The organism is Allobosea sp. 117, assembly GCF_000702305.1.
In the GTDB taxonomy this organism is placed as follows: domain Bacteria; phylum Pseudomonadota; class Alphaproteobacteria; order Rhizobiales; family Xanthobacteraceae; genus Ancylobacter.
In genome coordinates, this window is the sequence record NZ_JNLC01000002.1 from 60,388 (window position 1) to 73,718 (window position 13,331).

The following is a 13,331-nucleotide window of genomic DNA, read 5'->3' on the forward strand; positions in this document are numbered from 1 at the left end:
GCGGGCCTCGGGGCGGCCCTCCCCGCTGCCGCCCGGCGAGCGGCCCGGCGTCTTCACGCGCTCGCTCACAGGCCGGCCTCGGCAGACTGCGCCCCGGCCCTGTGCCGCCACACGCCGTCGGCGCGCATCAGCTCGACCAGAATACCCTCGCGCAGGCCGCGATCGGCGACGCGCAGCCGGTCGCATGGGAAGGCCCGGCGCACCGCCTCGAGGATGGCGCAGCCGGCGAGCACGAGATCGGCACGCTCGGCGCCGATGCAGGGATTGGCGACGCGCTCGGCGAACGGCATGGCGAGCAGCCGGTCGACCACCGTGCGCACCTGCGGCGCGTCGAGCCAGGTGCCGTCGACCTGCGAACGGTCGTAGCGCGGCAGGTCGAGATGCACGCCGGCGATGGTAGTCACCGTGCCCGAGGTGCCGAGCAGATGCAGGCGCCCGCAATCATGCGGGCCAACCGCCGCCACGAGGCGGTCGAGATGCGGGCGGAACTCGGCGACCATCGCCTCGAAATCGTCGCGGGTCACCAGCACGCCGCCATGGCGCTCGGCCATGGAGACGACGCCGAGCGGCACCGAGACCCAGGCGCGAATGATCGCCGCCGGCGGCCCCTCGTCATGGGTCTCCACGCGGTCGAGCCAGACCACCTCGGTGGAGCCGCCGCCGATGTCGAACAGCACCGCGCCTTCCGAATTGGGATCGACCAGCGGCGTGCAGCCGACGGCGGCGAGCCGGGCCTCGGTCTCGCGGTCGACGATCTCGAGGTCGAGCCCGGTGCGCTGGCGCACGCGGCGGATGAACTCGTCGCCATTCGCCGCCGCGCGGCAAGCCTCGGTCGCGATCAGCCGCCTGTCGGCGATGCGCCGCGCGCCGATCTTGGCCGCGCACACGCCGAGCGCATCGATGGCGCGCGCCATCGCCGCCTCGCCGAGTCGGCCGGAGCCGATCAGCCCTTCCCCGAGGCGCACGATGCGCGAAAAGGCGTCGACCACCCGGAAGCCGGTGGCGGTCGGGCGGGCGATCAGCAGGCGGCAATTATTGGTGCCAAGATCGAGCGCGGCATAGGAGGGTTCGGCCGGCGCCGGCCTGCCGCCGGGCGCCGAACCCTCGGCGCCGCGCCCGTGCTTGTGCCGCCGGCGCCAGTGCGAATCCGCAACCGGCCCGCTGGCGGCACGCTCGTCACGGCTCACCGCGCCGCGGGATGCGTGCTCGCGCGGCCTGTATACCTCATCGACCATGGTGCAACCTCCCGGCCCGCCCTTCGGCGGGAGGCTGCACGGTCCCCGAAACGTCCTGATATCGCCACATGTTGAACGAAAGTGTATCAGCCGCCGCGCATCACGCAATGCCGGTGGGCTGCCCACCGGCGTTGCGGCCACGCCGCGCCATGTTGTCAGTTGTCCTGAAACGTGGTGTCGCGACGAGCGTTGTGGAAGGGGTAGACCGCGCACCGCGAAGGCGCTATAGAGCGCGCCACTGCCGACGGTTCGCGAGCCTCCCCGCGGGGCAATCGCCCGGACCATCCCGAAAGGCGTTATGTTTCAACGCCTTCGATGGGGGATAGTTTAACGGTAGAACTGCGGACTCTGACTCCGTTAGTCCAGGTTCGAATCCTGGTCCCCCAGCCAATCATCCTGAATGCGGCAGCACCACTTCGACCGGCGCGAGCCTTGCTCGCATCGTCGCGCCTCTGCCGTTCAGGCCATGCTCATCGCGAGCCGCGACAAACATCCCAATGACTTAGGTCAACGCCCGGTGGTGGCTCGTCCACCATGCTGCGCAGATGCCGCGAGCCAAGCGCGGCGGGTTGAGGTATTTTGGGATATTCTAATGAGCATCGGCCCATGGTGGGGCCGCCGGTTCAGAAGAGACGTGGCATGAAGACCAAGAAGCAGGAGCCTTCCAACGCGGAACCCGCAACGGAAGGCAAGCTCTCGCGCAAAGTCTATGAACGGGAGCTCGAGCGCCTCCATGGCGAGCTGGTCGCCATGCAGGCATGGGTCCAAACGACCGGCGCCAAGGTCTGCGTCATTTTCGAGGGACGCGACGGCGCCGGCAAGGGCGGCACCATCAAGGCGATCATGGAGCGGGTGAGCCCTCGGGTCTTCCGGGTGGTCGCGCTGCCGGCGCCGACCGAGCGCGAAAAATCGCAGATGTATGCCCAGCGCTACCTGCCGCATCTACCCGCGGCAGGCGAAGTCGTTATCTTCGATCGTAGCTGGTACAACCGTGCCGGCGTGGAGCGGGTCATGGGCTTCTGCTCCGACGAGCAGGCGGACAAGTTCCTGGCCAGCATTTCGTCGGTCGAACGCGCCATTGTGGAATCCGGCGTCATACTGGTGAAATACTGGCTCGAGGTGAGCCCGGAAGAGCAGACCCGCCGCATCGAGGGCCGGATCAACGATCCGCGCAAGGGCTGGAAGCTTTCGCCGATGGACCTGAAATCCTACAGCCGTTGGTACGACTATTCGCGGGCGCGCGACACCATGTTCGCTGCCTCCGACAGCGCCTGGGCACCCTGGTACGTCGCCGATTCCAACGACAAGAAGCGGGCCCGGCTGAACATCATCACGCATCTGTTGTCCAAGGTGCCGTATGAGAAAGTGCCGCGGGAGAAGATCAAGCTGCCGAAGCGGCAAAAGCCGCATGGATATGTCGAGCCCGAGGATACCCGCCACCATGTGCCGGCGGTGTTCTGAGCGCCGCCGCGCGTCCGCATCTGCGTCACGACCGTACGGAGAGTGTGATGACCGAAATCGACAAGACCTCCGCAGCCAGCGCCAAGCTCGGCGATGAGAGCTTCATGTCCGCCACCGACCTGCGCGGCTACATGGACAAGCTCGCCATGGCGCAAGCCAACGAGGCCGTGGAGGCCATGGAGAGCGCCAATCGCGCGAAGGAGGCGCTCGCCAAGCAGCTTGCCGAGCCGATCGACCTGACGCCGGAGAAGCTCCACGAGATCGCCCAGAGCCTTCTCGTCAAGCTGCGTCTGGCGGCCGAGCGCGGCGAGACCGAGCTCATGGTGATGCGGTTCCCCAACAATCTGTGCACCGACCGCGGCCGGGCCATCAACAACACCGAAGAGCGCTGGCCGGAGACGCTGATCGGCCGCCCGCGCCAAGCCTACGAGCTGTGGCGCGACCGGCTGAAGCCGGCGGGCTACGGCCTCGCCGCCATGATCGTGGACTGGCCGAACGGCATGCCGGGGGACGTCGGGCTGTTCCTGACGTGGCGCGGCAAGTGAAAAATCGGCGAGGAAGGCGAGGCGCTTCCCTCAGTCGATGATGTTGTAGCCGCCGTCGATGTAGAGGACCTGCCCGGTCATGAGCCGGGCAGCGTCATGCGCGAGGAAGGCGGTGGCGACGCCGACATCGTCGATGGAGACGAGTTCGCGCGCCGGTGCCTTGGTCTTCGCCTTCTCCAGCAGGGCGTCGAATTCGGGGATGCCGGAAGCCGCGCGCGTCGCCAGCGGCCCGGGCGAGATGGCGTGCACGCGGATGCCCTTGGGGCCGAGCTCGGCCGCCATGTAGCGCACCGCGCTTTCCAGCGCCGCCTTGGCGACGCCCATGATGTTGTAGTTCTCCACCACGCGCTCCGACCCGTAATAGGTCATGGTGAACAGCGTTCCGCCCTTCTTCATCAGCGGCTCGGCGAGATGCGCCATGCGGATGAAGGACCAGCAGGAGATTTCCATCGTCTTCAGGAAGCCGGCGAGCGGGGCGTCGGTGACGCGCCCCGCCAGCGTGTCGCGCGGCGAGAAGGCGATCGAGTGGACGAGGAAATCGAGCTCGCCCCAGACCTCGGCGATGCGGGCGAAGACCGCTTCCGTCTCCCCCTCGGCCATCACGTCGAGCGGCAGGAAGATCGGCGCCTCGAGTTCGCGGGCGAGCGGCTCGACATGGGGCCTCGCCTTCTCGTTCAGATAGGTCACCGCCACCTCCGCTCCGAAGGCGCGGAAGGCCCGGGCACAGCCCCAGGCGATGGACTGGTCGTTGGCGATGCCGACGACGAGGCCCTTCTTGCCATCGAGCAGCTTCGCCTTCACGGCGGGAATGGACATGGCGATCTCCGGGGTCAGTGCGCGTTCTGGATCAGTCGGAGCGTGTGGCGGGCGATCATCAGCTCCTCGTCGGTCGGGATCACGAGGAGCTTCACACGGCTCGCCGGGGTCGAGATCACCGTGCGGTTCTCCGCATTGGCAGCGGGGTCGAGCTCGGCGCCGAGCCAGGCGAGCCGGGCGGCGATGCGCTCGCGCACCGGCGGGGCGTGCTCGCCGATGCCGGCGGTGAAGACGAAGGCGTCGAGCCCTTCCAGCGCGGCGGCGAGCATGCCGGCGTTGAGCGCGCAGCGATGCACGAAATGGGCGATGGCGAAGGCGGCGCGCGGGTCCTCGCTCGCCAGAAGGTCGCGCATGTCGTTGGAGATGCCCGAGAGCCCCTTGAGGCCCGAGCCGCGATAGAGCAGGTCCGACACCGCCTCGGCGGCCATGCCCTTCTGGATGATTAAATGCAGCACCACGCCGGGGTCGAGCTGGCCGGGGCGGGTGCCCATCGGCAGGCCGTCGAGCGCGGTGAAGCCCATGGTGCTGTCGACGCTGCGCCCGTCGAGCAGCGCGCACATCGAGGCGCCGCTGCCGAGATGGGCGGCGATCACCCTGCCCCCTGCCCGTTCGGGCAGCATCTCCCGCAGGCGGGTGGAGATGTATTCGTAGGACATGCCGTGGAAGCCGTAGCGCCGCACACCTTCCTCGTAATAGCTCATCGGCAAGGCGTAGCAGTCGGTGTGCGGGGGGTGGCCGCGATGGAAGGCGGTGTCGAAGCAGGCGACCTGCGGCACCTCAGGGTTGATCTCCATGGCGCGGCGGATCGGCAGCAGGTTGTTCGGCTGGTGCAGTGGCGCCAGCTCCTGGTAATGCGCAAGCTCGTCCAGCACGGCATGGTCGATGAGCACCGGCTCGGCATGGTTCGGGCCGCCATGCACCACGCGGTGGCCGATGGCGAGCAGGTGGAACCCTTCGAGCGCGCGTAGCCACTCGCCGGCATGGGCGATGGCCGAGGGAAGATCGCGGATCTCCTCCGGCGGGATGGTGCGGTCGACCAGCGTCGCGCCCGTGCCGTCCTCGGCGCGCAGCCGCGGGTGGCGCCCGATGCCGTCCACCTGGCCGCGCAGTTGGCGCTGCAACTGTCCGTCGACGACGGCGAAAATCTGGAACTTCAGGCTCGACGAGCCGGCATTGACGACGAGGATGGCTTCCATGCGCCTACACCGCGGCCACGGTGGAGTCGCGGCGGCGTGCGGCGGCATAGAGCGCGGCGACGGCGCAGGAAGCGAGCCGGGTGCGCACCGAATCCGCCCGCGAGGTCAGAATGATCGGCACGCGGGCGCCGAGCACGATGCCGGCCGCGTCGGCATGCGAGAGGAAGGTGAGGTTCTTCGCCAGCATGTTGCCGGCTTCGAGATCGGGCACGACGAGGATCTGCGCGTGGCCGGCGACCGGTGAGACGATACCCTTGATGGCGGCGGCGGCGGGGTCGATGGCATTATCGAAGGCCAGCGGCCCGTCTACCAGGCCGCCGGTGATCTGGCCGCGCTCGGACATCTTGCACAGTGCCGCAGCCTCGATGGTGGACGGGATCTTGGTCGTCACTGTCTCGACCGCCGAGAGGATCGCCACCTTGGGCTCGCCGAGGCCGATGCCGGCCCACAGGTCGATGGCGTTCTGCACGATGTCGCGCTTGGCATCGAGGTCGGGGAAGATGTTGACGGCGGCGTCGGTGATGAACAGCGTCTCGGCGTGCCCCGGCACGTCCATGACGAAGACGTGGCTGATGCGCCGCTCGGTGCGCAGCCCGGTGGCAGAGGCGGTCACCTCGCGCATCAGCTCGTCGGTGTGGAGGCTGCCCTTCATCAGCAGTTCGCCACGCCCCTCGCGGATGAGCGCGACCGCCTGCGCCGCCGCCGCGTGGCTGTGCGGCGCGTCGACGATGGTGCAGCCCGTGAGGTCGAGGCCGTGCGTCTCCGCGACCGAGCGGATCTTCGCCTCCGGCCCGACCAGGATCGGCACGATGAGACCCGCTTCCGCCGCCTCGACGGCACCGCGCAGCGAGGTCTCGTCGCAGGGATGGGCGACGACGGTCTGCGCCGGTTCGGCGGCGCGGGCCGCGGCGATCAGCCGGTCATATTTGGACGAGGAGGCGGCGCCTTGAGCCGGCAGGCTGTCGTCTGTCGTCCGCATCTAACCCTCTTTGCGCACTGCGACGGTGAGCTTGGTACGTGCCGGCCGGCGTTCAGGATCGGCGAGACCGAACAGGCCGCGCACCTCCTCGAGCCGCTGCGCCGCCTCGCCGGTCAGCGGGCCGCGCGCCGAGAGCACCTCCGCCAGCACGGCGATCGCCTCCGCCCGCGTCTCGTGGTCGGCCGGCAGCATGTCGGGGATCGCCTGCAAAGCCGCGCCCTGATCGATGAGCATGATGAAAAACTGCTCGCGCACCAGCGCCTTGAAATCGGCCAGGGTGATCTGGCGGGCGCCCTCATGCGCCTTGCGCAGCCGCCGGATCGCGCCGAAGCCGCGTTCGTCCACGCTACCCCGCGCGATGCCGATATAGATGAGCGCGCGGATCACCGCCGCGAGCAGGCCGCCGCTGCCGACATCCTCGCGCAGCTCGGCGATCCGCTTGCGGATCAGCTCCCGGTGCAGCTCGCTCTTGGCGGCGCTGCGCGGCCGGCGCTTGGAGGTCGGGTCGACCCCGACGGCCGCCTGCAGCGCCGGCGAGCCGTAGACCGTGCGGAAGGTGAGCTCCGCCTGGTGCTCCATCGCCTTGCGCCAGCCTTCGAGGCTTTCGACGACCTGGCGGGAGAACTGCTCCTGCGCCCTGAGGAACGGATTGTCCGCAGTGACCGGCTTGCGGTCCCGCTTCACTTGGGCGGCCGCCTGGTCGAGCCAGCCGAGGAAGGGGTTCTTCGAGCCGAACAGCTCATATTGCAGCCGCAGCGGATGCAGCTTGCGCATCGTCTCGGCCATGGCCGGATTGACGAGGGCGCGCACCCAGGGCTGCACCATGGCGCGGTAGAGGGAGAGGTTGATTTCCGAGACCCGCGCCGCGGTGGCGAAGCGTCTCTCATCCTCGATCTCATTGCCGCCCAGCGCGCGGATGTCGTCGAGCGTGCGTGCCTCGCAGCGCATGATCCACTCGCCCGTCACGAGGTCAGGGCTGGCGCTCGCCTCGTCCTTGGGCTCGAAGATCGCCTCGTAGAGCCCGGGTGGCAGCATATCGATGAAATCGATGTTGGAGGCGAACTCGTCATGCTCCTTCCGGGCGACGCCGGCCGAGACGAAGATGCCGAGATGGCCGATCTTGTCGTGCACCGAATAGACGATCGTCTGGCCGTAGGAGCGGATCTCGTCGACGCTGTCATAGAGGTCGAGAATCCAGTCGAGCGCCTGCTGCGGCGGGGTGATGTTGTCCCCCTGCGAGCAGAACACGACGATGGGCGAACGGATGTTGCGCAGGTCGATCGCGGTGCCGTCGGAGGTGCGGATGTCGCCGCAGGCGAGCTTGTTGCCGACGAACAGCTCGTCGACGATGAACTGGATCTCCTCGCCGTTCAGCGTGACGTGGCCGCCCCACCACTTCTCGAAGCCGAGATAGCGCTCCGCCTCGGTGTCGATCTTCGAGTAGAGGTTGTACTGCTTGGTCCAGAGCGTGTTGGCGGGGTTCTGGTTCTCGAAGTTCTGGACCAGCCAGGCGCCGTCGAAGATGCCGGCGCCGAGGTCGCTGGTCAGGGCGGTGAGCCAGCTCCCGCCGAGCAGGCCGCCGGAATAGCGCATGGGGTTGCGGCCCCGCACGCCGGCCCAATAGGAGAGCGGCGCGCCGGCGATGATGATCGGCCCGAACAGCTCGGGGCGTATCGCCGCCAGCATCATCACCGCCCAGCCGGCCTGGCAGTTGCCGACCACGCAGGGCTTGGCCTCCGCCTTCGGATGCCGTTTGGTGACGATCTCGAGGAAGGTGGCTTCGGCGCGCGCCACGTCCTCGATGGTCTGGCCAGGGACCGGATCGGGCAGGAAGCCGACGAAATAGCAGGGGTGGCCCGCCTTCATGGCGACGCCGATCTCGCTGTCCGCCTTGAAGCCGCCGATGCCGGGGCCATGGCCGGCACGCGGATCGACGATGACGAAGGGGCGCTTGCTCTCGTCCACGACGACATCCGCCGGCGGCACGATGCGCACCAGGAGATAGTTCACCGGATGCGGAAGCTGGCGCCCGTCGCAGACGAGCTCCGCCTTGTAGTCCAGCACATTGGGCGCGATCTCGGCGATATGGGCCTCGTATTGCAGCCCGCGCTGGTGCATGGCGTCGAGGAACAGCGTCCACCGCTGCCCGGCGTCGACGGCATAGGCAAAGGCATCCGTCACCAGATTCGCAGCCAACGGCTTCAAGGCTTCACGGGTCATCGTCGCCTCCGCAGCTTTCGGGACGCTACATCCGCAGCATTACCACTGCATCACAGTTTCGCAGTTGCGAAATGAAGGTCGTTGACGCGGATCAAGCAGCCGGCCCATCGCGTTTGCTAGCTTCCTAAGGGGCATTGGCCGAAATCTCTTCGACGGCAGCGACAAGATCATTTCTTCGCATCTTGTCCTGAGGTAACAATCTGCCAGCGCCCCATGTACAGAGGGCGCCGTGCGTTAATGCGCAACGATAAAATACGCGTTCCGGGAGGAACTCGCCATGCGTTTGCGGACCTGTAGCCGGGCCTTCGGCCTGCTGTGGCGCACGGGGTTCGCCGTGCTCGGGGTGGCGACACTCGCCGGATCCTTGGCCGACGTGGCGCGGGCGCAGACGCCAGCCGCGACCACCGCCGCCGCCACTGATCCGGCCGCCGCGGACACCACCTTCACCCGCGAGGAGCTGCAGCGGCTGCTCGCTCCTTATGCCCTGTACCCGGACGAGCTTCTCGCCCAGATGCTGCCGGCCTGCGCCTATCCGATCGAGATCGTGCAGGTCTCGCGGTGGCTGGACAAGAACAAGGCCGCGGTGGCGAAGGGCGATTTCTCCGCGCTCGACGCTCAGCCCTGGGATGCTTCCGTCAAGGCGCTGGCCCGGTTCCCCGACGTGATCACAAAGCTCAACGCCGATCTCGACGCGACCAGCGACATCGGCGACGCCTTCGTCAACCAGCCGAAGGACGTCGCCGACGCCATCCAGCTCCTCCGGCAGAGCGCGCAGAAGAGCGGCGCCCTCACCTCCACGCCCCAGCAGGTCGTGACTACCGAGACGCAGGGCGAGACGAACTACATCGTGATCGAGTCGGCCGATCCGGGCGTGATCTATGTACCGTCCTACGACCCGGCGGTGGTCTACGACACCGGCGTGTCCGCGGTCGGCGCCGGGCTGATCGGATTCGGTGTCGGCGTCGCCGTCGGCAGCGTGATTGACAACGTCTGGGATTGGGGACGCGGCTGGGTCTATCCTCCGCGCTGGCCGGGCTATCCCGGCTATCGCCCCGGCGGCGACATCAACATCGGCAACGATATCAATATCGGCAACGGCAATACCCGGCCCTGGCGCCCGGATGCCGACCGCTATCGCCCCGGCCAGGGCAGCAAGCCCGGACTGGCCAAGCCCGGCGGACGGCCCAGCGGCGCTGCGGCGGGCCGCCCTGACGGTATCCGTCCTGACGGCGGCCGTGCCGATGGCGGTCGCCTGGACGGCGGTCGTGCCGATGGTATCCGCCCCGATGGCGGACGTGCCGACGGCGGTCGTCCGGATGGCGGTCGTGCCGACGGTATCCGCCCCGACGGCGGCCGGCCCGATGGTGCCCGCCCGGGTGGCGGCCGAGCCGATGGCGCCCGTCCCGACGCCGGACAGCGCCCGGCGGCAGGCCGGCAGCAGCCGTCACGGCCCAGCGCAGCCAAGCCGGCGCCCAGACCCAAATCGAGCACCGCGAGCCGACCGACGCCGAAGGCGCAGCCGCGTCCCAACGCCTTCAGCGACGTCCGGGCCGGCGGGAACGCCCGTAACTATGGCCAGCGCGGCGCGGCGAGCCGCCAGTCGATGTCCCGCCCGCCGATCCAGCGGGGTGGCGGCGGACGTGGCGGTGGCCGTGGCGGCCGTGGGCGCTGAGGAGAATGCCATGTTGACATCATGCCTCTTGCGTTTGGCGGCCCCGCTGGCCGGCGCCCTCCTCCTGCTGACGCCCGCCGCGGCGCAGGAAACATTCCCCTCGCCGGAGGCCGCGGCTGCGGCGCTCGTCGAGGCCGCCCGCGCCCCCGGGCAGGGGGCGCTCGAAAAGATCTTCGGACCCGGCGGGCGCGAACTGCTCGCCTCCGGCGACGATGACGTCGACAGCTTCCGCCGGGAGGTGTTCCTCAACCTCGCCGCAGGCCGGATCGACGTTGCCGACGGCGACAATGGCGGGAAGGTGCTGGTCTTCGGCAAGGTCGGCTGGCGCTTCCCGATTCCGCTGAAGCAGGCCGGCGGCTCCTGGACCTTCGATCTGGTCGCCGGCCGTCAGGAGATCACTGACCGGGCCATCGGGCGCAACGAGATGACGGCGATCGGCGCCTGCGCCGACTATGTCGCCGCGCAGAAGGAATACTTCGCCTCGCTGCACGACGACGAGCCGGTCCAGCAATATGCGCGCCGCTTCATCAGCACGCCGGACCGCCATGACGGGCTCTACTGGCCGCCGGCGGGGCCCGGCGACCGCAGCCCGCTGGGCGAGCGCATCGCGGCGGCGGCGGCGCAGCGCGACGCCACCGGCAAGCCGCAGCCTTACGAGGGCTACTTCTACCGCATCCTCACCCGGCAGGGTCCCAATGCGCCCGGCGGCGCCTATGACTACATGATCAAGGGCCGGCTGCTCGGCGGTTTCGCGATGATCGCCTCCCCCGAGCGCTGGGGGGAGACGGGCGTCATGACCTTCCTGTGCGATCAGCGTGGGCGGGTCTACGAGATCAATCTGGGTCCGAAGACGAGCACCCTCGCCCCCGAGATCACCGCCTTCGATCCGGGGCCGGACTGGAAGCCCGTCGACCAGTGATCCGCGCGGCGTGAAACGCAAGCGGCTCTCGCCCCCCTGCGGGCTTGCCAAGACGCGCGTCCAGGCGGACGAATGCCCTCCCTCGCCACCAGCACCTTCATGCCATGAGCGTCGAATCAGTCCGCGCCTTCCTCGCCGAACATGCCCCCGACATCGAGATCGTCGAGCTTCAGACCCGCACCGCCACCGTGACCGAGGCCGCCGAGGGCCATGGCGTCGCGACGGCGCAGATCGCCAAGACCCTGTCTCTGCGGGTCGGCGAGCGGCGCTTCCTGCTGGTCACCGGCGGCGACGCGCGGCTCGACAACCGCAAGGCCAAGGCGGCCTTCGGCGGCAAGGCGAGCATGCTCGGCCTCGAGGAGGTGGCAGCGGTCACCGGCCATCCGGTCGGCGGCGTCTGCCCGTTCGGCCTCGCGACGCCGCTGCCGGTCTATTGCGACGTGTCGCTCAAGGCGTTCGACGAGGTGGTCCCCGCCGCCGGCGCCGTCAACGCCGCGCTGCGCATCAATCCCGACCGCATGGCGAGCCTGGTCCGGGCGGAATGGGTCGACGTCTGCCAGTGAGCGGCCGGCGCCCCGTCGCGCCCGCCCCGCTTTCTTGACCGCGCTCAAGGCGCGCCGCCTCGCCCTCCGCGACATTTCTCCGCCGCCTCCCGGGTCGCCGGCCGGCATAAGCTGAAATGGGACGATGTCCGGGTCATGGAGCCGACGATGAGAGCGATGGTGCTGCATGCCGTCCGCGAGCCGCTCCGGCTGGAGGAGCGGCCGGAGCCTCAGCCGGGGCCGGGGCAGATCCGCGTGCGGGTCGAGGCCTGCGCGGTGTGCCGCACCGATCTGCACGTGGTCGACGGCGACCTGCCGAACCCGAAGCTGCCCATCGTGCCCGGCCACGAGATCGTCGGCATCGTCGAGGCGACGGGACCCGGCGTGATGACGCCCGTGCGCGGCACGCGGGTCGGCATCCCCTGGCTCGGGCACACCTGCGGGCAATGCCCCTATTGCCGCTCGATGCGCGAGAACCTGTGCGACGCGCCGCTGTTTACCGGTTACACGCGCGACGGAGGCTTCGCGAGCCATGTCGTCGCCGACGCCGCCTTCGCCTTCCCCCTACCCGGCCATGACGATCCGGTCGCCACGGCGCCGCTGATGTGCGCCGGCCTGATCGGCTGGCGCTCGCTGAAGATCGCCGGCGAGGGGCGGCGCATCGGCCTCTACGGCTTCGGCGCGGCGGCGCATATCCTTGCGCAGGTGTGCCGCTGGCAGGGGCGCGAGGTCTACGCCTTCACCCGCGGCGGCGACCGGCCGGCGCAGGAGATGGCGCTCGCGCTCGGCGCGGCTTGGGCGGGCGGCTCGGAAGAGATGCCGCCCGAGCCGCTCGACGCGGCGATCATCTTCGCGCCCGTCGGGGCGCTGGTGCCGAAGGCTCTCGCCGCCGTCGCCAAGGGCGGGCGCGTGGTCTGCGGGGGCATCCATATGAGCCCGATCCCGGAATTCTCCTACGATCTGCTGTGGGAGGAGCGCCAGCTCGTCTCGGTTGCCAACCTGACCCGGCAGGATGCCAGCGAGTTTCTCGGCATCGCCGTAGAGGCGGGCGTGCGGACGACGACCACGACCTATCCGCTGGAGGAAGCCAACCGGGCGCTCGACGACCTCCGCGCGGGCCGATTCCAGGGCGCGGCGGTGCTCGTGCCCTAGCCTGAAGGGGCCCACTTGCCCCTAGGGTAGAGCTTCAAGCTTCCATTTATGCATGAGGGGTCAGCGCTGCGCGTCTGGCTCATGGCTTGATGTGGTTATTTGATACCTCTTTCGATGATTAACGATTGTTAAGAGGTTATTTTATACCTCTTTCCGTGTGAAAGCGTCACCCGCCGCGGCTCGGAGACGTCAGATTCCCTCCTCACCATGCGTCATCTGCAATGCTGTCATGCAGCATCCCCCGTTTTGCGACGCACAAAACGGTCTATATTGCTGGCATACCGAATACGAGGAGACTTCGATGAGCACCGCTTCCCTGACCCGCCACGCTTCGCCCGACCTGCTGTCGCGCGTCGTGTCCGGTATCGGCGCGTTCTTCGAGGCTGTCGGCGAAGGCCGCCGCATCGCTGAGCGCTATGAGACCCTGTCGCGCCTGTCCGACGCCGCTCTGGCCCGCCGTGGCCTGACCCGCGCCGACATCGCTCGCGTCGCCGTTTCCGGCCGCTGAGCCCAACACCGTCCGACGGCGCTCCACCGGAGCGCCGTAGGCGAAAGATGGGTGCTCGATGCCCCGTCTTCCAGATCTTCCCGTCC

General features: G+C 68.8%; 12 protein-coding genes and 1 tRNA gene. 8 read left to right on the top strand and 5 right to left on the bottom strand.

Features of this window, described 5'->3' with window-relative positions; translation table 11 throughout:
- Positions 1–65: 65 nt before the first annotated feature.
- Complete coding sequence (locus U742_RS0101255; protein ID WP_081852759.1) at positions 66–1,235, bottom strand: Ppx/GppA phosphatase family protein; 1,170 nt, start codon at positions 1,233–1,235, stop codon at positions 66–68.
- A gap of 316 nt (positions 1,236–1,551) precedes the next feature.
- Between U742_RS0101255 and U742_RS0101260 the strand changes: the two genes are divergently transcribed.
- The 3 genes from U742_RS0101260 (at position 1,552) to U742_RS0101270 (ending at position 3,241) form a co-directional block, all read left to right on the top strand.
- Positions 1,552–1,625: transfer RNA gene (locus U742_RS0101260), tRNA-Gln, on the top strand.
- Between the two features lie 249 nt (positions 1,626–1,874).
- Positions 1,875–2,696 carry a polyphosphate kinase 2 gene (ppk2, locus tag U742_RS0101265; protein WP_029349258.1) on the top strand — a complete coding sequence of 274 codons (822 nt, stop codon included), beginning with the start codon at positions 1,875–1,877 and terminating at the stop codon, positions 2,694–2,696.
- A 47-nt stretch (positions 2,697–2,743) separates the two neighbouring features.
- Positions 2,744–3,241 (top strand): hypothetical protein, encoded by a 498-nt coding sequence (locus U742_RS0101270; protein ID WP_029349259.1) that lies wholly within the window; start codon positions 2,744–2,746, stop codon positions 3,239–3,241.
- A gap of 30 nt (positions 3,242–3,271) precedes the next feature.
- Here U742_RS0101270 and fabI read toward each other — a convergent pair whose 3' ends face one another.
- From fabI to U742_RS0101290, 4 genes are read right to left on the bottom strand one after another with little or no spacing between them, the layout of a single operon-like run.
- The gene (gene fabI, locus U742_RS0101275) at positions 3,272–4,057 is read right to left on the bottom strand and encodes an enoyl-ACP reductase FabI (protein ID WP_029349261.1); all 786 of its coding nucleotides are present in this window, start codon (positions 4,055–4,057) and stop codon (positions 3,272–3,274) included.
- Positions 4,058–4,071: 14 nt separating this feature from the next.
- The gene (locus U742_RS0101280) at positions 4,072–5,253 is read right to left on the bottom strand and encodes an acetate/propionate family kinase (protein ID WP_029349263.1); all 1,182 of its coding nucleotides are present in this window, start codon (positions 5,251–5,253) and stop codon (positions 4,072–4,074) included.
- A gap of 4 nt (positions 5,254–5,257) precedes the next feature.
- A complete protein-coding gene (locus U742_RS0101285; RefSeq protein ID WP_038360228.1) occupies positions 5,258–6,232 on the bottom strand; it encodes a phosphate acetyltransferase in 975 nt (324 codons plus the stop codon).
- A complete protein-coding gene (locus U742_RS0101290; RefSeq protein WP_029349267.1) occupies positions 6,233–8,452 on the bottom strand; it encodes a DUF3141 domain-containing protein in 2,220 nt (739 codons plus the stop codon).
- A 277-nt stretch (positions 8,453–8,729) separates the two neighbouring features.
- Between U742_RS0101290 and U742_RS0101295 the strand changes: the two genes are divergently transcribed.
- The 5 genes from U742_RS0101295 to U742_RS0101315 all read left to right on the top strand — a co-directional run bounded on the left by U742_RS0101295 (position 8,730) and on the right by U742_RS0101315 (position 13,245).
- Positions 8,730–10,124 carry a DUF3300 domain-containing protein gene (locus U742_RS0101295; protein WP_248310226.1) on the top strand — a complete coding sequence of 465 codons (1,395 nt, stop codon included), beginning with the start codon at positions 8,730–8,732 and terminating at the stop codon, positions 10,122–10,124.
- Between the two features lie 10 nt (positions 10,125–10,134).
- Positions 10,135–11,043 carry a DUF2950 domain-containing protein gene (locus U742_RS0101300; protein WP_029349272.1) on the top strand — a complete coding sequence of 303 codons (909 nt, stop codon included), beginning with the start codon at positions 10,135–10,137 and terminating at the stop codon, positions 11,041–11,043.
- Between the two features lie 104 nt (positions 11,044–11,147).
- The gene (locus U742_RS0101305) at positions 11,148–11,606 is read left to right on the top strand and encodes a YbaK/EbsC family protein (protein ID WP_029349274.1); all 459 of its coding nucleotides are present in this window, start codon (positions 11,148–11,150) and stop codon (positions 11,604–11,606) included.
- A gap of 147 nt (positions 11,607–11,753) precedes the next feature.
- A complete protein-coding gene (locus U742_RS0101310) occupies positions 11,754–12,737 on the top strand; it encodes a zinc-dependent alcohol dehydrogenase family protein (RefSeq protein ID WP_029349276.1) in 984 nt (327 codons plus the stop codon).
- A gap of 301 nt (positions 12,738–13,038) precedes the next feature.
- Positions 13,039–13,245, top strand: coding sequence for a hypothetical protein (locus U742_RS0101315; protein ID WP_029349278.1), 207 nt, complete (start codon positions 13,039–13,041; stop codon positions 13,243–13,245).
- The last annotated feature ends 86 nt before the right edge of the window (positions 13,246–13,331 follow it).

Excerpts from the sequence above, each read along its gene's own strand:
- U742_RS0101255 (WP_081852759.1), bottom strand. The coding sequence starts at position 1,235 with ATGGTCGATGAGGTATACAGGCCGCGCGAGCACGCATCCCGCGGCGCG.
- ppk2 (WP_029349258.1), top strand. The coding sequence starts at position 1,875 with ATGAAGACCAAGAAGCAGGAGCCTTCCAACGCGGAACCCGCAACGGAA.
- U742_RS0101270 (WP_029349259.1), top strand. The coding sequence starts at position 2,744 with ATGACCGAAATCGACAAGACCTCCGCAGCCAGCGCCAAGCTCGGCGAT.
- fabI (WP_029349261.1), bottom strand. The coding sequence starts at position 4,057 with ATGTCCATTCCCGCCGTGAAGGCGAAGCTGCTCGATGGCAAGAAGGGC.
- U742_RS0101280 (WP_029349263.1), bottom strand. The coding sequence starts at position 5,253 with ATGGAAGCCATCCTCGTCGTCAATGCCGGCTCGTCGAGCCTGAAGTTC.
- U742_RS0101285 (WP_038360228.1), bottom strand. The coding sequence starts at position 6,232 with ATGCGGACGACAGACGACAGCCTGCCGGCTCAAGGCGCCGCCTCCTCG.
- U742_RS0101290 (WP_029349267.1), bottom strand. The coding sequence starts at position 8,452 with ATGACCCGTGAAGCCTTGAAGCCGTTGGCTGCGAATCTGGTGACGGAT.
- U742_RS0101295 (WP_248310226.1), top strand. The coding sequence starts at position 8,730 with ATGCGTTTGCGGACCTGTAGCCGGGCCTTCGGCCTGCTGTGGCGCACG.
- U742_RS0101300 (WP_029349272.1), top strand. The coding sequence starts at position 10,135 with ATGTTGACATCATGCCTCTTGCGTTTGGCGGCCCCGCTGGCCGGCGCC.
- U742_RS0101305 (WP_029349274.1), top strand. The coding sequence starts at position 11,148 with ATGAGCGTCGAATCAGTCCGCGCCTTCCTCGCCGAACATGCCCCCGAC.
- U742_RS0101310 (WP_029349276.1), top strand. The coding sequence starts at position 11,754 with ATGAGAGCGATGGTGCTGCATGCCGTCCGCGAGCCGCTCCGGCTGGAG.
- U742_RS0101315 (WP_029349278.1), top strand. The coding sequence starts at position 13,039 with ATGAGCACCGCTTCCCTGACCCGCCACGCTTCGCCCGACCTGCTGTCG.